We start from the raw sequence: 16,487 nt of genomic DNA on the forward strand, positions 1-16,487 counted from the left end.
CTTGTAATAAATTTTAAAATAATATATAATAAATAAACATAATAAATAGTATGAGCGTTAAAAAAGCCATTCTTACGGTCGTCATTCTCTTGCTAATCGCGGGCAATGTTTTTGCCATCACCCGCTATTTTATGGTATTTAAGGAGTGTCAGCAGCTTAAATCTACCCTGAATGGAGAGGAAACAAACGGAAAGGTTTTAAGTTTTACGAACTTGTTTATTAAACATGTTCTTAAGGCGCAGGGGGAGGTGGATTTTGAAACCCGTTTAAAGTTGGAAAATGCCGTCAGGGAAATTGATGACCAGGAGATTTTAGCACAATGGCAGAAATTTACCGAAAGCCGTACGGAAGCCGAAGCCCAGCTGGAAGTTAAGAATCTTTTGGAGATGCTGGTGAAAAAAATCAAATAGGGTTTTTATATGTTAAAAACAGAAATCCCGATTTAAAAGGATGTCTGTTTTTATTTTATAGGGGTTTTGGATTTTAAAACTCTAATTATAATGTCATCCTGACCCCGCAAATGCGGGGGAAGGATATGAACCCGAGATTCTTCGTCCCGTCCCGAGTACTCGGGATCCAGGACTCAGAATAACAAGTGGGGGTGAGGGTCAGAATGACAATAAAAAAGCGGGATTAAAGAATAAGTATTAAAAATATATTTTATGAGAAACAAAATTTTAATCGGCGTTGTGATTTTAGTAATTTTAGCCATTGGCATTGGCCTCGGTTTTTATTTTGGCCAGCGGGGCGCTTCAGATAAAGGGGAAGCTTTAAACATGGACGGAGCGCCACGAGAAGGAGTGGCCGGAGACAATAGTATTTTAGACAAAGCGGATTTTTCCATTATGTTGCCGGCCGGGTGGCGCGAGACCTCGGCTCCGCCAGGGGTTTCGGTAATGGCGGTGAACGCGCGGGAAAAAATCACCGACCCGGAAGCGCAGAAGATAAATTTTCAGACCAATTTTTCGGTGAGTTATGACACTCTTGGCGACCGCACTCGCGAAGAATACGTAGAGTATTTTAAGAATACTTTAAAACAAGTGGTGCCGGAAGTTGTTTTTACCGGTGAACAAGTGAAGACAATTAACGGCAGGGATTTTCTTTTGATTGAAGCTACGGTGAAACAGCGGGGAGTTGATTTTGGGGCAGCCGTGGCGTTGACTGCCGGCGGTAGTAATGATATTTGGGCGATTTCTTTCAATGCCACTAAAAGTAATTTTACTTCTTATGGGGAATTGTTTGATAAGATTTTAGGCAGTTTTAAGATAAAAAATAAATAAGGATTTTTAAAATAGTATTAGTAAAAATTCCAATTTTTTTGAAACAAAAAACTCCCCCGTCCCGAGTACTCGGGACGGGGGAGTTTTAAAATTTATTTATTTTGCTTTTTTAGCCATGGTCTTTAAACAGCGGCTGCAGATTTTTATTCTTTTTCCCCCAATCGTTTTATTTTGCAGATTTAAAAATTGTTTACGCTTAGTGGCGATATTGGAATGGCTTCGGCTGACCACGGTTTTTGGCTTGCGGTGGCAAACATCGCATCTTCTGGACATATCTTTAAATTAAATTAATAGTAAATTTATTTTAGCACGCTCTTTTAAGGGAGTCAAGAGAATGGTATACTGGTATATGGACCGTAAGATTTTTAGGCGGAGTAAAAAATAAATATGTTTTATAGTTTACTATTATTTTTTGTAATAATTATTCCCTCGGCCATTATCCACGAGTATTTTCATGGCTGGACGGCTGATGCGCTTGGCGACCCGACGGCCAAACGTTTTGGCCGTCTGACTCTAAACCCTTTAGCTCATATTGACCCTTGGGGGACTTTTATATTGCCGATTATTTTGCTATTGCTCTCCGGCGGCAGTTTTGTCTTCGCTTACGCTAAGCCCGTACCCTTTAATCCTTACAACTTAAAATATCCTAAATGGGGGCCGGCCTTGGTAGCCATAGCCGGACCCTTAGCTAATTTGTTGGTGGCCATAGTTTTCGGTCTTTTGGTGCGCTTTTATCCAATGAATAATTTTTCGTTGGTCTTAAGCGTTATTGTTTATGCCAATATCCTTTTAGCAGTTTTTAATTTAGTGCCGCTCCCCCCGCTGGATGGTTCCAAAATTCTCTACGTTTTATTGCCCAGCCAGTGGGCGGAAAGATTATATTCCCTAGAGCGTTATGGCATGATAATTGTATTATTTTTTGTCTTTTTTGCTTTTGAAATTTTATCTCCCATTATTTGGCTAATCTACGGGCTAATTGTCGGGAGGCCTTTGCTTTTTTAAAACGGCTAATTTTAGCTAAAATTACACCCCGAAAAACCGTGATTTTTTCCGCTCTTGACGAGTTTTTAGGATTATGGTAATTTAGTAGTATCTTGTGAGAAAAATTAAAGCTGAAGTAAGCTGTTTTATTTTACTTAAATTTTTATTATTATGCCTACAATTAACCAATTAGTCCGTCATGGAAGGACGAGCTCAAAGAAAAAATCTAAAACTCCCGCCTTGCAGACGGTTTTTAATACTTTAAGGCGACGCAGAAACGAATTGCCCAAAGGCAGTCCGTATAAACGCGGGGTTTGTGTTAAAGTCACCACGACTACGCCTAAAAAACCTAACTCGGCTTTAAGAAAAATCGCGCGCGTGCGGCTTTCTAACGGTATGGAAGTCACTGCTTATATCCCTGGCGAAGGGCATAATTTACAGGAGCACTCCATTGTAATGATTCGCGGAGGCAGAGTGAAAGATTTGCCGGGCGTGCGTTATCATATAGTCAGGGGCGTTTTTGATACCAGCGGAGTGGAAGGTCGCAAGCAGGGACGTTCTTTATATGGAGCTAAAAAATCTAAATAATTTTTGATTATGAGAGGCAAACCAGCACCCAAAAGAAAAATTACTCCTGATTATAAATTTAACAGTATTCAAATTGCCAAATTGGCCAATTATTTAATGAGAGGTGGCAAGAAAAGCACCGCCTTGAGGGTTATTTATAAGGCCTTTGATTATATTTCAGAGAAAACCAAGCAGGACCCGTTAGAAATTTATAATGAAGCCATAAAGAATGTCGGACCGAGCGTGGAGCTAAGGAGTAAACGTGTCGGTGGCGCCAACTACCAGATTCCGACCGCTGTTCGCGGGGAAAGAAAACTGGCGCTATCTTATCGCTGGCTTCTTAATGCCGCGAGAAGCCGCAAAGGCAAGCCCATGTACGAGAAATTGGCTTTAGAACTTATGGATGCGGCTCAAGGGCAGGGCGACGCGGTTAAAAAGAAGCAAGACGTTTACAGAATGGCCGAAGCTAATCGCGCCTTCGCGCATTTTTCCAGATAACTGATGCCAATTTTTAAATAAAATGTTAATTTACTAAGCCATGCCTAGAGAATACAGTTTAGCCGATACTCGCAACATCGGAATTATCGCCCATATTGACGCCGGAAAAACTACGGTTTCCGAGCGTATTTTGTTTTACACTGGCAAAAAGCATAAAATTGGCGAGGTGCACGAGGGTGAAGCGACGATGGACTGGATGGAACAGGAACGCGAACGCGGAATTACCATTACCTCGGCCGCCACCACCTGTTTTTGGAAAAATTGTCGTATTAATCTTATTGATACTCCGGGTCACGTGGATTTCACGGCTGAAGTGGAACGCTCCCTGCGCGTTTTAGATGGCGGGGTCGTAGTTTTTGACGGCGTGGCAGGCGTGGAGCCGCAGTCGGAAACCGTCTGGAGGCAGGCGGATAAATATAATGTTCCGAGAATTTGTTTTGTCAATAAATTAGACAGAATGGGAGCTGATTTTTACGCTGATTTAAAATCCATCCACGACCGTTTAACCAAAAAGGCCTATCCGCTTCAATTGCCGATTGGCACCGAGGCCAATTTTGTAGGAATCGTTAGTTTATTAGAACAAAAAGCGCGTGTTTATTTAGACGAACTGGGGACCAAATGGGAAGACAAAGATATTCCGGAAGAGATGAAAGAAAAAGTTTTGAAGTACCGAGCGGAGTTACTTGAAGCCATTGTGGAACACAACGAAGTTTTGATGAATAAGTATCTGAATGGTGAAGAAATCCCTTTAGAGGATTTAAAAAAGACCCTGAGAAAAGCAGTGGTTAACAATGAAATAATTCCGGTATTTTGCGGCAGCGCTTTAAAAAATAAAGGCGTGCAGCTTCTCTTGGACGGAGTCGCCGATTATTTACCGTCCCCGCTGGATGTCCCGCCGCTTATCGGATTTCATCCAAAAAATCCGGAAACAAAAATAGAAGTAAAAACTTCCGATGATGAGCCCTTCACCGCCTTAGCTTTTAAAATAGCTACCGACCCTTTTGTCGGTAAGCTGGCTTTTTTCAGGGTTTATGCCGGGCAGTTAAAGGCAGGTTCTTATGTTTTAAATGCTACTACTGGTGAGAGAGAACGCATTGGAAGAATTTTGCGCATGCACGCCAATTCCCGTGAAGAAGTTGAAGATGTCTATGCCGGAGAAATTGCCGCCGCGGTGGGGCTTAAAAATACCACCACTGGTAATACTTTGTGCGACCCCGACCATCCGATTGTTCTAGAATCTATCATTTTTCCGACTCCGGTTATTGACATTGCCGTGGAGCCCAAGACCAAGGCCGACCAGGAAAAGATGGGTATGGCCCTGCAAAAATTAGCCGAAGAGGACCCGACTTTCCGCGTGCATACGGACGAGGAAACCATGCAGACCATTCTTTCCGGTATGGGTGAATTGCATTTGGAAATTATTATTGAACGCATGAAAAGAGAATTTCATGTGGAGGCCAATGTCGGCAAACCACAGGTGGCCTACAAGGAGACCATTAAAAAATCCGCTGAAGGCGAAGGAAAATATATTAAACAATCCGGCGGCCGTGGTCAGTATGGACATTGCGTCATTACCGTTGAACCATTGGAAGCCGGTAAAGGATATGAATTCGTTGACTCGGTTAAAGGCGGCGCTATTCCCAGAGAGTATATCGCTCCGATCAACAAAGGCATTCAGGAAGCCATGGGCAGGGGAGTGCTCGCCGGTTATCCGATGCTTGATATCAAGGTTACGGTTTTTGACGGTTCATATCACGATGTTGATTCTTCGGAAGCGGCTTTCAAAATCGCCGGGTCGTTAGCTTTTCAGGAAGCGACTAAAAAAGCTAACCTCGTTTTACTTGAACCGATTATGAAGATTGAAGTTGTCACCCCGGAGGAATTTATGGGTGATGTCATTGGTGATTTAAACGCCCGCCGCGGGCATGTTAAAGAAATGCGCGATCGCGGAACGGCCAAAGTCATTGATGCCGAAGTTCCTTTAGCCGCGATGTTCGGCTATGCCACGGATTTGCGCTCTATGACCCAAGGACGAGCCAGTTATTCCATGGAATTTGGTCATTACGGAGAGGTGCCGCGCAATGTAGCCGAGGAAATTATAAGTAAAAGAAAAGGATAATTTTATGGCTAATTTTAAAAAAATAATTGATTTATTAAAAAAAGTTGGCGGGCGTTATATCATCACCGATGGAGAAGGCGAACCGTCCTGCGTAATTTTGAGTTTAGAGGATTATGAGCTATTCTTAGCCAAGAATAATGGATTATCTCTAAGAGAAGAAAACCAAATTTATAAAGAAAGAGTTAAGTCCTTGACAGATTCCGAAATGTTAGATAAAATAAACGGCGATATTGCCCTGTGGAAAGAAAGTAAAAAGGACGAGGGTTTGGATATTCTAGCCGACGATTTAATTGATGATTTAGAGGAAAAAGACGATAAAGAATGGGAGGCAGAAGAAGACCGTTATTACCTTGAACCGGTTGATTAATCCCAATTAAGTCTAGTGGAAAAGCTGTGGATTCGCTGAAATTTTCGCTTTCTTGCCTAAAAAAAGCAGATATGGTATAATTTTTACACTATATTAAAAATTAATAAACTGACGGCTGGATAAAACCCCGCAAATTTGGGGGCCGTTAAAGGAGATAATTACTATGGCAGAAAAATTTGAACGCACTAAACCCCATGTCAATGTTGGCACTATCGGTCACGTTGATCATGGTAAAACCACTTTAACGGCGGCTATTTTAAGCGTGTTAGCTCTCAAGGGGTTAGCTAAGCCGAAAAATGTCGATGATATCGACAAAGCTCCGGAAGAAAAAGAGCGCGGTATCACTATTGCCACGGCTCACGTGGAGTATGAAAGTGAGAAACGTCATTATGCTCACGTTGACTGCCCGGGTCACGCCGACTACGTCAAGAATATGATTACTGGTGCCGCCCAGATGGATGGAGCTATTTTGGTAGTTTCCGCCGCCGACGGCCCGATGCCGCAAACTCGCGAACACATTCTTTTGGCTAAACAAGTCGGTGTTCCGAAAATCGTGGTATTTTTAAATAAGATTGACCAAGTTCAAGATAAGGAATTAATTGATTTAGTGGAAGAAGAAGTCCGCGATTTGCTCAATAAATACGAATTTGATGGAGCCAATACTCCGATTATCCGCGGTTCTGCTTTAAAAGCTTTAGAGAATTCTTCGGATGCTGAGGCAGCTAAGCCGATTTTTGATTTAGTAAATGCCTTAGATACTTACATCCCCGAACCGCAACGCGATACCGAGCATCCTTTTCTTATGCCTATTGAGGATATTTTTTCCATTGAAGGACGCGGCACAGTGGTGACCGGGAGAATTGAGAGAGGCATTGTCCATTTGAACGATGAAGTGGAAATCGTCGGTTTTAGGGATACCCAAAAAACAGTAGTTACTGGCATAGAAATGTTTAATAAATCTTTGGATGAGGGTCGGGCGGGAGATAACGCGGGTGTTTTACTGCGCGGCACTAAGAAGGAAGAAGTAGAGCGCGGTCAAGTATTGTGCAAACCAGGGTCTATCACTCCGCATACTGAATTTGAAGCCAAAGTTTATGTCTTAACCAAAGAAGAGGGTGGACGTCATAAGCCGTTTTTCAAAGGATATAAACCGCAATTTTATATCCGCACTACTGACGTTACCGGCGAAGTGGAACTGCCGGCCGAAGCGGAAATGGTTATGCCCGGAGATACCGTTAATTTGAAGATTAAATTAATCGCCCCGGTTGCCTTGGAGGAAAAAATGAGATTCGCTATCCGCGAAGGCGGCAGAACAGTCGGCGCGGGCGTGGTTAATAAAATCAGTAAATAATAGAATATCACAGATAGGTTTTCCAGCCCCGTCCGAGTACTCGGACGGGGCTGGAACATCGCTAAAGAATATAAAAAAATAGATGTCGCCCACTAAAGCCAAAAAAACCGACAAAGTCAAGAAAGCCGAAAGTAAGGCAAAAGTCGAGGAAAAAGCAAAGAGCGAGGATTATAAACCGCGCATCAGAATTAAAATCAAAGCTTTTGACAATAAGATTATTGATCAATCCACCCGCACTATTATTGAGACCGCCGAACGCACCGGCGCTTCCATTGCCGGTCCGATTCCTTTGCCGACCGAGAAAAGCAAATACACGGTTAATAAATCAACCTTTGTGCATAAAGACGCGAGAGATCAGTACGAAATCAGAGTGCATAAGCGTTTGATAGATATTCTTAACCCCACCCCTAAAACCGTAGATTCTTTGACCAATCTGAATTTGCCTTCAGGAGTGGATATAGAAATAAAAATGTAATTTTAAATAGTAGTTTATTGGAAATGTAGAGAAAGATCCTTTGGGAAAACCTCTATACCTTCAATGAATTATTAGGAGAATTTTGAGAAGATAAAAAATTAAGGCCTTTAAATACATCCGTTGAGTAAAGGCTAGAAGCCTAAAATTATTATTTAAAGTTTGTCGCGGAAATAATTTTAGACTTCTGGTTTTTATTTTTACCCCGAAAAGTTAATTTATTATGAAATTTATTTTAGGAAAAAAAATAGAAATGACGCAGAAATTTTTAGAGGACGGCACGGCTGTTCCGGTTACTAAGGTAGAAGCTGGACCTTGCGTTGTTACTCAAGTAAAGACCAAAGAGAAAGAGGGCTATAAAGCCGCGCAATTTGGATTTGGCTTAAAAAGGAAACCCTTGAATAAACCTCTGGCTGGGCATTTGAAAGGACTACCGAATTTTTGCCATTTGGGCGAATTTGTTTTGGGCGACAAAGATGAACTTAAAATTGGGGACAAAATTGATGTCGCTACTTTTGCCCCGGGTGATATGGTGAGAGTTATTGGTATTTCTAAAGGACGGGGGTTTCAGGGTGTTGTCAAAAGACACGGCTTTCATGGTTCGCCAGCTTCTCATGGTCATGAAGACCAGTTGAGGATGCCCGGTTCCATCGGTTCTAAACGTCAGGGGCCGGTGCAGAAAGGCAAGCGGATGGCGGGTCGTATGGGCGGAGAACAAGTGACGATAAAAAATTTGGAAATAGTAGAAGTTGATCTATCCAATAATATCTTATTGATTAAGGGAGCTTTACCCGGCGCTCGGGGCACGCTTTTAAAGATTGAGGGCGAGGGGGAGTTAAAAATTGCCAAACCGGAAGAAACCATTAAGGCCCCGGAAACCCCGGCCGTAGCCGTTCCCGCCGAGCAAGTCGTTGCTGAAGTGCCAGCGGAGGAGCCGAAAGAAAATATCGTTTCAACAGAGGGCAAGAAGTAAAATTATACTATTATGGCGAAGATAAAGGTTTACAATTTAGAAGGCAAGGAAGTCGGAGAAGAAAATTTGAATCCGGATATTTTCGACGTGGAAATTAAAAATTCACTAGTCCACCAAGCAGTTGAAGCTTTTTTTGCCAATAAACGCGTAGCCATTGCTCATACCAAAGACCGGAGTGAAGTGAGGGGCGGCGGGAAAAAACCCTGGAGGCAAAAAGGCACTGGCCGGGCCAGACACGGCTCCACTCGTTCTCCGATTTGGATTGGTGGAGGAATTACTTTTGGTCCGAGAAAAAACAGAAACTTCAGCCAAAAGATAAATAAAAAAGCCAAAAGAAAAGCTTTGTTTATGGGATTGTCGGATAAAGCCAAAGAAAACGGTATAATTTTAGTTAACGAATTAAAACTGGAGAGCATCAAAACAAAAAAGATGTCCGAGATTATAAAAAAGCTGCCCTTAGGTAAAAAGGTGGTCGTGGTTATTCCCGCCAGCGATGAAAAAATTGTAAAATCAGTCAGGAATTTAAAAAATACCAAAGTTGTCCGAGCTGATAATTTGAACATTATTGATGTGATTAATAGCAATTCTTTGCTTATGCCGGTGGCGGCGGTTAAAAAAATAGAAGAAACTTACTTGAAAAAATAGATATGGGCATATTAAAAAATATTTTTAAAAAAGGGAAAAAAGAAGTAATAAAAAAACCGGCACCAAAAAAAGCGCCGGTAGTTGTCAAAGAGAAAGAGGTTGCTAAGCCGCCAGTCGGAGAAAAATCTCTTAAAGAGGGATTAAAGAAAGACAAGAAAGAAATTAAACAAACTACGCCTTTCGCCCATAAAATTTTAGTAAGACCGTTAGTTACCGAAAAAGCGACTTATTTAGGCACATCTAGTAAATACGTTTTTGAGATTGCCCCCGGTGTTTCCAAAATTGATGTGGCCAAGGCCGTTGAAAGCGTTTACGGAGTCCGTCCGATAAAAATTAATATTATGAATATGAGCGGGAAAGACAGAAAGTATGGACGTTCAGTCGGTCGGACGAAAAATTGGCGCAAAGCGATTATTACCCTGAAGTCAGGGGATAAAATAGAAATCTACGAGGGAGTATAGCTTTAAATCCATTGGTTTCCACAAATTTAAATAATAAGAAATTAGGTTTACCAGATATTCGCATGATTCGTAATTATTCCTAATTTAGCAGTTATGGGAATTAAAATCTACAAACCAACCACCAGCGGCCGGCGCCATTCCAGCGTCCAAACTTTTGAAGATATCACCAGAAAAGAGCCGGAAAAATCATTGATCGTGCCCTTGAAGAAAAAAGCGGGTCGCGGCAGCTGGGGAAATATTTCCGTCAGGCACCAAGGAGGCGGCGCCAAAAGATTTTACAGAATTGTTGATTTTAAACAAGATAGATTTGATATGGCCGCAAAAGTGGAAAGCATTGAATATGACCCCAATCGCAACGCGAGAATCGCTTTGGTTCAATATGAAGATGGAGAGAAAAGATATATTGTCGCCCCGCTAGATTTAAAAGTCGGAGATAAAGTTATCTCCTCAAGATCAAGAACGGACATTAAAACCGGTAATCGTCTGCCCCTGGAATATATACCAATTGGCACAATGGTTTATAATGTAGAATTAACTCCCGGCAAAGGTGGTCAAATCGGCCGGGGGGCGGGGGTAGGAATTCAGCTTTTAGCCATTGAGGGTGATTTTGCGCATTTAAGAATGCCTTCCAGCGAAGTCAGAATGGTTCCCAAGGAATGTTTGGCTTCCGTGGGCCAGGTCGGCAATCTTGATTATAGAAATATCCGTTGGGGCAAGGCCGGGCGCATGAGACACAGAGGAATCAGGCCGACCGTCAGAGGTAAGGCGATGAATCCGGTTGACCATCCGCATGGCGGAGGCGAGGGCCGAAACCCGATTGGTTTAAAACATCCTAAAACTCCGACGGGCAAGCCGGCTTTGGGTGTGAAGACAAGAAAACCTTCCCGGTCTTCGAATAAATTGATAATTAAGCGCCGCGAGAAATAATAGAGATAATTTATAAATTTTTATGTCCAGATCGCTTAAAAAAGGCCCTTACGTAGATGAGAAATTGAAGAAGAAAATTTCCAATCTTAAGATTGGCGATAAAACAGTAATTAAAACTTGGGTCAGGAGCTCAACAATTACTCCGGAGATGGTCGGCTTTACTATTGGAGTTTATAATGGTAAGGTTCATATTCCCGTTAAAGTAGTGGAAAATATGGTTGGGCATAAATTAGGCGAATTTTCGCCTACGAGAAAGTTTGTCAGACATGGCGGGAAAATGCAAAAAGAGCAGGAGTTAAAAGCGGCCGAAGTGGCCCGCAAGGTGACCGCCACGGCGACCACACCGGAAACTCCGCCCGCTAAATAAATTTTTCAATTTAGATAATGAATATGAAACAAGTGCAGGCCAAAGCAAGATTTATCAGAATGTCTCCGAAAAAAATTCGGCTGGTGATTAATTTAATCCGTGGTTTGGATGTAACTTCGGCCGAGAGTCAGTTACGTTTTATGCGCAAGGACGCGGCTGGGCCGGTTTTGAAATTGTTGCGTTCGGCCATGGCTAACGCGGAGCATAATTTCCAATTAGATAAGAGCGGTTTATTTATTAAAGAAATAAGAGTTGACCAGGGTCCGTCTTTAAAGAGATGGACACCCAAAGCCCAAGGCCGTGCCACTCCGATTCTTAAAAGGTCGGCGCATATCAGTATAGTTTTGGAAACCAAGGAAGATAAAAATGCCCCCGTGGGAGTTAAGGCAGAAGAAAAACCGGCCGAGAAGAAAACTAAAACTCCCAAGATAAGAGAAAAGGAAGTCAAAAATAATAAAAAATAATAATGGCGCTAATTTAGCTTACTATGGGTCATAAAGTTAATCCAAAAAGTTTACGTTTAGGCACAATCTACACTTGGAATTCCAAGTGGTTTTCTGATAAGAAAAATTATCGCAAATTATTGAGACAGGACGTTTTAATTAGGGATTTTTTAAGAGAGAGATTAAAAGAGGCCTCGGTTGAAGACGTGATGATTGAGAGAAACCCGTCCTCCATCACTATTACCATTTTTGTAGCCAAACCGGGGATAGTTATCGGCCGTGGCGGTTCAGGCATTGAAGATTTAAAAAAAGAATTAAAGAAGAAAATCATTAACAAAAAATCAATTGCCGATGTCGGCAAAGTGGTTATCAATATCAATATTAAAGAAGTAAAAAACCCCAATTTGTCGGCCCCGGTTGTTTTAAGGTCAATGGTCGCGGATTTGGAAAAACGCATTCCTTTCCGCCGCGTGATGAAACAGGCCATCGGGAGAGTGGAAAAGGCCGGTGCGATCGGAGTCAAGGTTACGGTTTCCGGGCGTTTGAATGGCGCGGAAATCGCCCGTACCGAAACTTTGAGCGTCGGTAAAATACCTTTACACACTATCAGAGCCGATATTGATTATGCTTCTGACATTGCCCAGACGATTTACGGAGTAATTGGCGTGAAAGTTTGGATTTGTAAAGGAGAAATTTTTAATAAAAAGATTGAAAAGCGATAAAGCAGAGCTAATTTTAAAGATATGTTAATTCCCAAGAAAGTAAAACATAGAAAATGGTTTAAAGGCAGAAGGCGCGGGAAACGCGTAGCCGGCAGCCTTAATAGTTTAAGTTACGGGAGCTATGGTTTAAAGTCGTTAGAGCATGGTTGGATTTCTTCCCGGCAAATTGAAGCCGCGAGAAGGGCTATCACTCACTTCATAAAACGCGGCGGCAAGATTTGGATTCGCATTTTTCCCGATAAACCGGTAACTTTTCACGGAAACGAAAATGTTATGGGTTCAGGAAAGGGAGCGGTTGACCATTATGTGGCCGTGGCTAAACCGGGGACGATAATCTTTGAAATGGATGGGATAGACATTAAGGATGCCAAAGAGGCCCTGGGATTAGCGGCTCATAAATTGCCCGTCAAAGCTAAATTTATAACTAAAGATTAGGGTATGGAGTTTAAAGATTTAAAAGCAAAATCTCCTAACGAGCTGGCGCGCATTTTATCGGGAGAAAAAGAAGGGTTGAGAGAGAAAAGATTTAAGGTGGCCCAAAGGCAGCTTAAAAAAGTTAGTGATATTAAGAAATCAAGAAAGATAATCGCCAGGATTTTGACTCTGTTTAGCGAGAAAAAAAATGAGAAAAATTAATATAGCTTATGGTTAAAGAAATAGCCCCTAAAATTAAAAGAGTTTTTGAAGGAGAAGTGGTTTCCGACAAGGGAGAAAAAACCATTATCGTTAAAATTGATAAAGTTAGAATTCACAAGAAATATCATAAAAGATACATGGTGAGTAGAAATTATGCCGTGCACGACCCTAAAAAAGAATATAAAATCGGAGAGGTGGTCAGGTTTGAGGAATGTCGCCCTTTAAGCAAAACTAAGAGGTGGCGCGTGTTAAGTAAGGTTAAATAACAGAATTATGGTTCAATTAAGATCAATTTTAGATGTCGCTGATAATACTGGAGCTAAAAAAGTCCAGTGTATTAAAGCGCTCGGCGGATATAAAAGGAGATACGCTCGTTTGGGCGATATTGTGACTGTCAGTGTTAAAGTGGCGCAACCCCATAGTATGGTGAAGAAAGGAGAAGTATTACACGCAGTCGTTGTCCGCGCCAGAAAAGAGACCCGCCGCTCCGACGGTTCTTATATTAGATTTGATGATAACGCGGTGGTAATCATTGACCTTAAGAGTTTGGAGCCGAAAGGAACGCGTATTTTCGGGCCAGTCGCCCGCGAGTTGCGCTCCAAGGGTTTCAGTAAAATAATTAGTTTAGCGCCAGAAGTTTTATAATATGTCCAAATCAAAGATTAAAATAAAAAAAGGCGATAAAGTAAAAGTGTTAGCCGGTAAAGATAAGGGCAAAACCGCCAAAGTTTTGCAGGTTTTGATTGCCGAACGGCAATTGGTGGCGGAGGGTATAAATGTTTTGACTAAGCACGCTCGTCCTCGCCGACAGGGAGAAAAGGGGCAAAAAATAGAATTGCCCGCTCCGATTAACGCTTCCAACGCGATGCTTATTTGCCCTAAATGCGATAAAGCGACGCGCGTTGGTTATAAATTTTCCGAAGCCGGGAAGAAGTTGAGAGTTTGCCGGAAATGCAAAGAGACAATTTAAGAAAAATATTATGGAAACGAAAACAAGAATCCAAAAAATATACGAAACCAAGGCTATCCCCGCTCTACAGAAGAAATTCGGTTATAAAAATAGATTGGCCGTACCTCGAATAGAGAAAGTGACGATTAACGTGGGGATTAACCAGCAAAAAGGGGACCAGCAACAAATAGATGCTATTACTCTCGGGCTGTCCAAAATTACCGGCCAGAAACCGGTCAGCACCAAGGCCAAAAAATCCATTTCCAGTTTTAAAATAAGGCAGGGCATGGTAGTCGGTCTGATGGTCACTCTTCGCGGCAAAAAAATGTTTCATTTTATAGATAAACTGGTGAACGTCACCCTTCCCCGCGTTCGGGATTTTCGCGGTTTAGACCCGGGTATTATTGATAAAAATGGCAATTTAAATATCGGGTTTAAAGAAAATTTAGCCTTTCCGGAAGTAAGCCAGGAGGAGATGGAACGCTCGCACGGTCTGGAGGTTACTATTACTGCTAACGCCGCGTCCCAAGAAGAGGGGCTGGAATTATTTAAGTCATTAGGATTCCCTTTTAAGAAAGATTAAATTATATGGCTACCGAAGCACAAATTTCTAAATCTAAAAGAACTCCCAAGTATTCCACGCGAATAGTGAGGCGTTGTTGGCGTTGCGGCAGAAATAGAAGTTATATGCGCAAGTTTGACCTTTGCCGTATCTGTTTTAGAGAACTGGCTCGCCGTGGTGAGATACCCGGTGTCACCAAATCAAGTTGGTAATATTTATAAATCATTGACTAATTTGTTTTTAATATGATTACAGACCCAATTTCAGACATGCTTACAAGAATAAGGAACGCTTCTTTGGCAAAAAAAGAAGAGGTTTTGATTCCTTTTTCCAAAATGAAATTGGCCCTTGCCGATATTCTGAAAAAAGAAGGATTTGTCGGTAACGTGGAAGAGATTAAGGGCGATAATTTTTCGGAAATCAAAGTGGTCTTAAAATACCATAAAAATAAACCAATAATTAATAAAATAGAGAGAGTCAGTACTCCGGGCAGAAGAGTGTACGCCAAAAAGGATAGCCTGCCGGTGATTTTAAACAATTTGGGCATTGCTATTATTTCCACACCGGAAGGCGTGATGACTAACAAAGAAGCTAAAAAAAGAAATTTAGGCGGAGAAATAATTTGTAAAATATACTAATATGTCGCGCGTAGGGAAAAAATTGATTGTTATTCCAAGCGGAGTGGAAGTGAAAATTTCCGACGATTTGATTGTTGTTAAAGGGCCGAAGGGTGAATTGCAGCAAAAAATTCATCCCTGGATAAAGATTTTTCAGGAAGAGGGCAAACTAAAAATTACCGTTGATGACACAGAAGAAAAGCTGGGGCGTTCATTGTGGGGGCTGTTTGGCAGTCTGGTCAGTAATATGGTAGAAGGCGTGACTAAGGGGTTTGAGAAGAAATTAGAGATAAACGGCATTGGTTTTAAAGCGGCGGTCAGCGGCAAAAAATTAGTTTTAAATGTGGGTTATTCGCATCCAGTTGAATACGCTTTGCCGGCGGGCATTAATGCGGCGGTGGAGAAAAATATTATTACCATTTCCGGAGCCGATAAACAATTAGTCGGTAAGGTGACCGCCGAGATTCGCCAAATCAGAAAACCGGAACCTTATAAGGGTAAGGGGATTAAATATATTGATGAAGTAGTGAGAAGAAAAGCCGGCAAAACCGTTAAGACAGCCGGGGCTTAATAAATGTCTTAATTATAAATATGATTGGTAAACAAAAAAGGAAAAAAGCAGGCAGACAGTTAAGGCGGAATCGTATCCGTAGTATTGTGATTGGCACGGCCGACCGTCCGCGTTTATCGGTTTTCCGCAGTTTAAAACATTTTTATCTCCAATTAATTGATGATAACGCGGGAAAAACGTTAGCGAGTGTTTCAGATAAAGAAATAAAAGCTAAGGGTAAAAAGCCGATGGAAATCGCTTTAGAGTTAGGTAAATTGCTGGCTAAAAAAGCCTTGGCCGCCGGGATAAAAGAAGCGGTTTTTGACCGCGGCGGTTATAAATATCACGGTCGGGTTAAAGCCGTGGCTGACGGAGCCAGAGAAGGCGGTTTAAAATTTTAAGATTAAAATAATATGGCAAGAAGAAGAGAAGAAAAATTTAGAGAAGAGAAAGAATTTGAACAGAAGATTATTGATTTGGCGAGAGTGACTCGCGTTGTGGCGGGCGGGAAAAGAATGCGCTTTCGTGCTTGCGTAGCCATTGGTGACGGTAAGGGCCGAGTGGGCATGGGTTTAGCCAAGGGAGCGGACGTGACCATGGCCGTAAATAAAGCGGTGAATAAAGCCCGAAAAAATCTAATTGAAGTTTCTATTGTTAACGACACCATTCCTTTTGAGATAATTAAAAAATATAAAGCAGCCAAGATCATGATAAAACCCGCCCCGCGCGGTACTGGAGTAAAGGCTGGAGGCGCGATGCGTTCCATCATGGAATTAGCCGGAGTACCCAATGTGGTGGGCAAGATTATGGGCTCTTCCAATAAAATAAATATAGTGCGTTGTACTATCGCCGCGCTGGAGGATTTAAAAAGCATTTTAAGAATTAATCCGTCAGCTGCTAATATGACCGCTAAGGGAGAAGCGGTGAAAAAAGAAAAGGATTCAAAAAATATCAAGGAAAAAGAAAAAACTGAAAATTTATCTAAGGATAAAAAATAATT

At 41.8% G+C, this 16,487-nt stretch carries 27 protein-coding genes and 1 pseudogene; 27 read left to right on the forward strand and 1 reads right to left on the reverse strand.

Annotated features, from left to right (window positions below; all coding sequences use genetic code 11):
- Positions 1–50: 50 nt before the first annotated feature.
- Together PHG22_00085 and PHG22_00090 are read left to right on the forward strand one after the other, a co-directional pair.
- Complete coding sequence (locus PHG22_00085; GenBank protein ID MDD5490182.1) at positions 51–410, forward strand: hypothetical protein; 360 nt, start codon at positions 51–53, stop codon at positions 408–410.
- A 252-nt stretch (positions 411–662) separates the two neighbouring features.
- Positions 663–1,280 (forward strand): hypothetical protein, encoded by a 618-nt coding sequence (locus tag PHG22_00090; GenBank protein MDD5490183.1) that lies wholly within the window; start codon positions 663–665, stop codon positions 1,278–1,280.
- A gap of 96 nt (positions 1,281–1,376) precedes the next feature.
- Here the strand turns inward: PHG22_00090 and rpmB are convergent, their stop codons facing one another.
- On the reverse strand, positions 1,377–1,553 hold the full coding sequence (gene rpmB, locus PHG22_00095; GenBank protein MDD5490184.1) for a 50S ribosomal protein L28: 177 nt from the start codon (positions 1,551–1,553) through the stop codon (positions 1,377–1,379).
- Between the two features lie 114 nt (positions 1,554–1,667).
- Between rpmB and PHG22_00100 the strand changes: the two genes are divergently transcribed.
- The 25 genes and pseudogenes from PHG22_00100 (at position 1,668) to rpsE (ending at position 16,485) form a co-directional block, all read left to right on the forward strand.
- Positions 1,668–2,282, forward strand: a complete 615-nt coding sequence (locus PHG22_00100; protein MDD5490185.1) for a site-2 protease family protein — start codon at positions 1,668–1,670, stop codon at positions 2,280–2,282.
- A gap of 150 nt (positions 2,283–2,432) precedes the next feature.
- Entirely contained in the window at positions 2,433–2,849 is a 417-nt protein-coding gene (gene rpsL / locus PHG22_00105) for a 30S ribosomal protein S12 (GenBank protein MDD5490186.1), read from the forward strand.
- A gap of 9 nt (positions 2,850–2,858) precedes the next feature.
- Positions 2,859–3,326 (forward strand): 30S ribosomal protein S7, encoded by a 468-nt coding sequence (gene rpsG, locus PHG22_00110; GenBank protein ID MDD5490187.1) that lies wholly within the window; start codon positions 2,859–2,861, stop codon positions 3,324–3,326.
- A gap of 40 nt (positions 3,327–3,366) precedes the next feature.
- Complete coding sequence (gene fusA, locus PHG22_00115; GenBank protein ID MDD5490188.1) at positions 3,367–5,445, forward strand: elongation factor G; 2,079 nt, start codon at positions 3,367–3,369, stop codon at positions 5,443–5,445.
- A 4-nt stretch (positions 5,446–5,449) separates the two neighbouring features.
- Positions 5,450–5,812 carry a hypothetical protein gene (locus tag PHG22_00120; protein ID MDD5490189.1) on the forward strand — a complete coding sequence of 121 codons (363 nt, stop codon included), beginning with the start codon at positions 5,450–5,452 and terminating at the stop codon, positions 5,810–5,812.
- Between the two features lie 163 nt (positions 5,813–5,975).
- Positions 5,976–7,163 (forward strand): elongation factor Tu, encoded by a 1,188-nt coding sequence (gene tuf / locus PHG22_00125; protein ID MDD5490190.1) that lies wholly within the window; start codon positions 5,976–5,978, stop codon positions 7,161–7,163.
- A 181-nt stretch (positions 7,164–7,344) separates the two neighbouring features.
- On the forward strand, positions 7,345–7,638 hold the full coding sequence (gene rpsJ / locus PHG22_00130; GenBank protein ID MDD5490191.1) for a 30S ribosomal protein S10: 294 nt from the start codon (positions 7,345–7,347) through the stop codon (positions 7,636–7,638).
- Between the two features lie 217 nt (positions 7,639–7,855).
- A pseudogene (gene rplC / locus PHG22_00135) lies at positions 7,856–8,455 on the forward strand (50S ribosomal protein L3).
- Positions 8,456–8,620: 165 nt separating this feature from the next.
- A complete protein-coding gene (gene rplD / locus PHG22_00140) occupies positions 8,621–9,253 on the forward strand; it encodes a 50S ribosomal protein L4 (GenBank protein MDD5490192.1) in 633 nt (210 codons plus the stop codon).
- 2 nt (positions 9,254–9,255) lie between these two features.
- On the forward strand, positions 9,256–9,714 hold the full coding sequence (gene rplW, locus PHG22_00145) for a 50S ribosomal protein L23 (protein MDD5490193.1): 459 nt from the start codon (positions 9,256–9,258) through the stop codon (positions 9,712–9,714).
- Between the two features lie 93 nt (positions 9,715–9,807).
- Entirely contained in the window at positions 9,808–10,641 is an 834-nt protein-coding gene (rplB, locus tag PHG22_00150; protein ID MDD5490194.1) for a 50S ribosomal protein L2, read from the forward strand.
- A 22-nt stretch (positions 10,642–10,663) separates the two neighbouring features.
- A complete protein-coding gene (gene rpsS / locus PHG22_00155) occupies positions 10,664–11,008 on the forward strand; it encodes a 30S ribosomal protein S19 (protein MDD5490195.1) in 345 nt (114 codons plus the stop codon).
- A 23-nt stretch (positions 11,009–11,031) separates the two neighbouring features.
- Positions 11,032–11,472 carry a 50S ribosomal protein L22 gene (gene rplV / locus PHG22_00160; GenBank protein ID MDD5490196.1) on the forward strand — a complete coding sequence of 147 codons (441 nt, stop codon included), beginning with the start codon at positions 11,032–11,034 and terminating at the stop codon, positions 11,470–11,472.
- A gap of 23 nt (positions 11,473–11,495) precedes the next feature.
- On the forward strand, positions 11,496–12,173 hold the full coding sequence (gene rpsC / locus PHG22_00165; GenBank protein ID MDD5490197.1) for a 30S ribosomal protein S3: 678 nt from the start codon (positions 11,496–11,498) through the stop codon (positions 12,171–12,173).
- A 21-nt stretch (positions 12,174–12,194) separates the two neighbouring features.
- Positions 12,195–12,608, forward strand: coding sequence for a 50S ribosomal protein L16 (rplP, locus tag PHG22_00170; protein ID MDD5490198.1), 414 nt, complete (start codon positions 12,195–12,197; stop codon positions 12,606–12,608).
- Between the two features lie 3 nt (positions 12,609–12,611).
- On the forward strand, positions 12,612–12,809 hold the full coding sequence (rpmC, locus tag PHG22_00175; protein ID MDD5490199.1) for a 50S ribosomal protein L29: 198 nt from the start codon (positions 12,612–12,614) through the stop codon (positions 12,807–12,809).
- 8 nt (positions 12,810–12,817) lie between these two features.
- Positions 12,818–13,075, forward strand: a complete 258-nt coding sequence (gene rpsQ / locus PHG22_00180) for a 30S ribosomal protein S17 (GenBank protein MDD5490200.1) — start codon at positions 12,818–12,820, stop codon at positions 13,073–13,075.
- Between the two features lie 7 nt (positions 13,076–13,082).
- Entirely contained in the window at positions 13,083–13,454 is a 372-nt protein-coding gene (gene rplN, locus PHG22_00185) for a 50S ribosomal protein L14 (protein MDD5490201.1), read from the forward strand.
- Between the two features lies 1 nt (position 13,455).
- Positions 13,456–13,779 carry a 50S ribosomal protein L24 gene (gene rplX / locus PHG22_00190; protein MDD5490202.1) on the forward strand — a complete coding sequence of 108 codons (324 nt, stop codon included), beginning with the start codon at positions 13,456–13,458 and terminating at the stop codon, positions 13,777–13,779.
- A gap of 10 nt (positions 13,780–13,789) precedes the next feature.
- The gene (rplE, locus tag PHG22_00195) at positions 13,790–14,341 is read left to right on the forward strand and encodes a 50S ribosomal protein L5 (GenBank protein ID MDD5490203.1); all 552 of its coding nucleotides are present in this window, start codon (positions 13,790–13,792) and stop codon (positions 14,339–14,341) included.
- A gap of 5 nt (positions 14,342–14,346) precedes the next feature.
- Positions 14,347–14,532, forward strand: a complete 186-nt coding sequence (locus PHG22_00200; protein MDD5490204.1) for a type Z 30S ribosomal protein S14 — start codon at positions 14,347–14,349, stop codon at positions 14,530–14,532.
- A gap of 33 nt (positions 14,533–14,565) precedes the next feature.
- The gene (gene rpsH / locus PHG22_00205) at positions 14,566–14,958 is read left to right on the forward strand and encodes a 30S ribosomal protein S8 (GenBank protein MDD5490205.1); all 393 of its coding nucleotides are present in this window, start codon (positions 14,566–14,568) and stop codon (positions 14,956–14,958) included.
- 1 nt (position 14,959) lies between these two features.
- Positions 14,960–15,508, forward strand: a complete 549-nt coding sequence (rplF, locus tag PHG22_00210; GenBank protein ID MDD5490206.1) for a 50S ribosomal protein L6 — start codon at positions 14,960–14,962, stop codon at positions 15,506–15,508.
- 20 nt (positions 15,509–15,528) lie between these two features.
- Positions 15,529–15,888: a 50S ribosomal protein L18 gene (gene rplR, locus PHG22_00215; GenBank protein ID MDD5490207.1), complete on the forward strand. Its 360-nt coding sequence runs from the start codon at positions 15,529–15,531 to the stop codon at positions 15,886–15,888.
- 12 nt (positions 15,889–15,900) lie between these two features.
- Positions 15,901–16,485, forward strand: a complete 585-nt coding sequence (rpsE, locus tag PHG22_00220; protein ID MDD5490208.1) for a 30S ribosomal protein S5 — start codon at positions 15,901–15,903, stop codon at positions 16,483–16,485.
- The last annotated feature ends 2 nt before the right edge of the window (positions 16,486–16,487 follow it).

The organism is Patescibacteria group bacterium (assembly GCA_028716045.1).
Classification (GTDB): Bacteria; Patescibacteriota; Patescibacteriia; order JAQUQO01; family JAQUQO01; genus JAQUQO01.

Excerpts from the sequence above, each read along its gene's own strand:
- rpsH (MDD5490205.1), top strand. The coding sequence starts at position 14,566 with ATGATTACAGACCCAATTTCAGACATGCTTACAAGAATAAGGAACGCT.
- tuf (MDD5490190.1), top strand. The coding sequence starts at position 5,976 with ATGGCAGAAAAATTTGAACGCACTAAACCCCATGTCAATGTTGGCACT.
- PHG22_00085 (MDD5490182.1), top strand. The coding sequence starts at position 51 with ATGAGCGTTAAAAAAGCCATTCTTACGGTCGTCATTCTCTTGCTAATC.
- rpsL (MDD5490186.1), top strand. The coding sequence starts at position 2,433 with ATGCCTACAATTAACCAATTAGTCCGTCATGGAAGGACGAGCTCAAAG.
- rplB (MDD5490194.1), top strand. The coding sequence starts at position 9,808 with ATGGGAATTAAAATCTACAAACCAACCACCAGCGGCCGGCGCCATTCC.
- rplD (MDD5490192.1), top strand. The coding sequence starts at position 8,621 with ATGGCGAAGATAAAGGTTTACAATTTAGAAGGCAAGGAAGTCGGAGAA.
- rplF (MDD5490206.1), top strand. The coding sequence starts at position 14,960 with ATGTCGCGCGTAGGGAAAAAATTGATTGTTATTCCAAGCGGAGTGGAA.
- fusA (MDD5490188.1), top strand. The coding sequence starts at position 3,367 with ATGCCTAGAGAATACAGTTTAGCCGATACTCGCAACATCGGAATTATC.
- PHG22_00100 (MDD5490185.1), top strand. The coding sequence starts at position 1,668 with ATGTTTTATAGTTTACTATTATTTTTTGTAATAATTATTCCCTCGGCC.
- rpsE (MDD5490208.1), top strand. The coding sequence starts at position 15,901 with ATGGCAAGAAGAAGAGAAGAAAAATTTAGAGAAGAGAAAGAATTTGAA.
- rpmB (MDD5490184.1), bottom strand. The coding sequence starts at position 1,553 with ATGTCCAGAAGATGCGATGTTTGCCACCGCAAGCCAAAAACCGTGGTC.
- rpsC (MDD5490197.1), top strand. The coding sequence starts at position 11,496 with ATGGGTCATAAAGTTAATCCAAAAAGTTTACGTTTAGGCACAATCTAC.
- rplP (MDD5490198.1), top strand. The coding sequence starts at position 12,195 with ATGTTAATTCCCAAGAAAGTAAAACATAGAAAATGGTTTAAAGGCAGA.
- rpsQ (MDD5490200.1), top strand. The coding sequence starts at position 12,818 with ATGGTTAAAGAAATAGCCCCTAAAATTAAAAGAGTTTTTGAAGGAGAA.
- rplW (MDD5490193.1), top strand. The coding sequence starts at position 9,256 with ATGGGCATATTAAAAAATATTTTTAAAAAAGGGAAAAAAGAAGTAATA.
- rpsG (MDD5490187.1), top strand. The coding sequence starts at position 2,859 with ATGAGAGGCAAACCAGCACCCAAAAGAAAAATTACTCCTGATTATAAA.
- PHG22_00090 (MDD5490183.1), top strand. The coding sequence starts at position 663 with ATGAGAAACAAAATTTTAATCGGCGTTGTGATTTTAGTAATTTTAGCC.
- rplR (MDD5490207.1), top strand. The coding sequence starts at position 15,529 with ATGATTGGTAAACAAAAAAGGAAAAAAGCAGGCAGACAGTTAAGGCGG.
- rpmC (MDD5490199.1), top strand. The coding sequence starts at position 12,612 with ATGGAGTTTAAAGATTTAAAAGCAAAATCTCCTAACGAGCTGGCGCGC.
- PHG22_00200 (MDD5490204.1), top strand. The coding sequence starts at position 14,347 with ATGGCTACCGAAGCACAAATTTCTAAATCTAAAAGAACTCCCAAGTAT.
- rplE (MDD5490203.1), top strand. The coding sequence starts at position 13,790 with ATGGAAACGAAAACAAGAATCCAAAAAATATACGAAACCAAGGCTATC.
- rplV (MDD5490196.1), top strand. The coding sequence starts at position 11,032 with ATGAAACAAGTGCAGGCCAAAGCAAGATTTATCAGAATGTCTCCGAAA.
- rpsS (MDD5490195.1), top strand. The coding sequence starts at position 10,664 with ATGTCCAGATCGCTTAAAAAAGGCCCTTACGTAGATGAGAAATTGAAG.
- rplX (MDD5490202.1), top strand. The coding sequence starts at position 13,456 with ATGTCCAAATCAAAGATTAAAATAAAAAAAGGCGATAAAGTAAAAGTG.
- PHG22_00120 (MDD5490189.1), top strand. The coding sequence starts at position 5,450 with ATGGCTAATTTTAAAAAAATAATTGATTTATTAAAAAAAGTTGGCGGG.
- rplN (MDD5490201.1), top strand. The coding sequence starts at position 13,083 with ATGGTTCAATTAAGATCAATTTTAGATGTCGCTGATAATACTGGAGCT.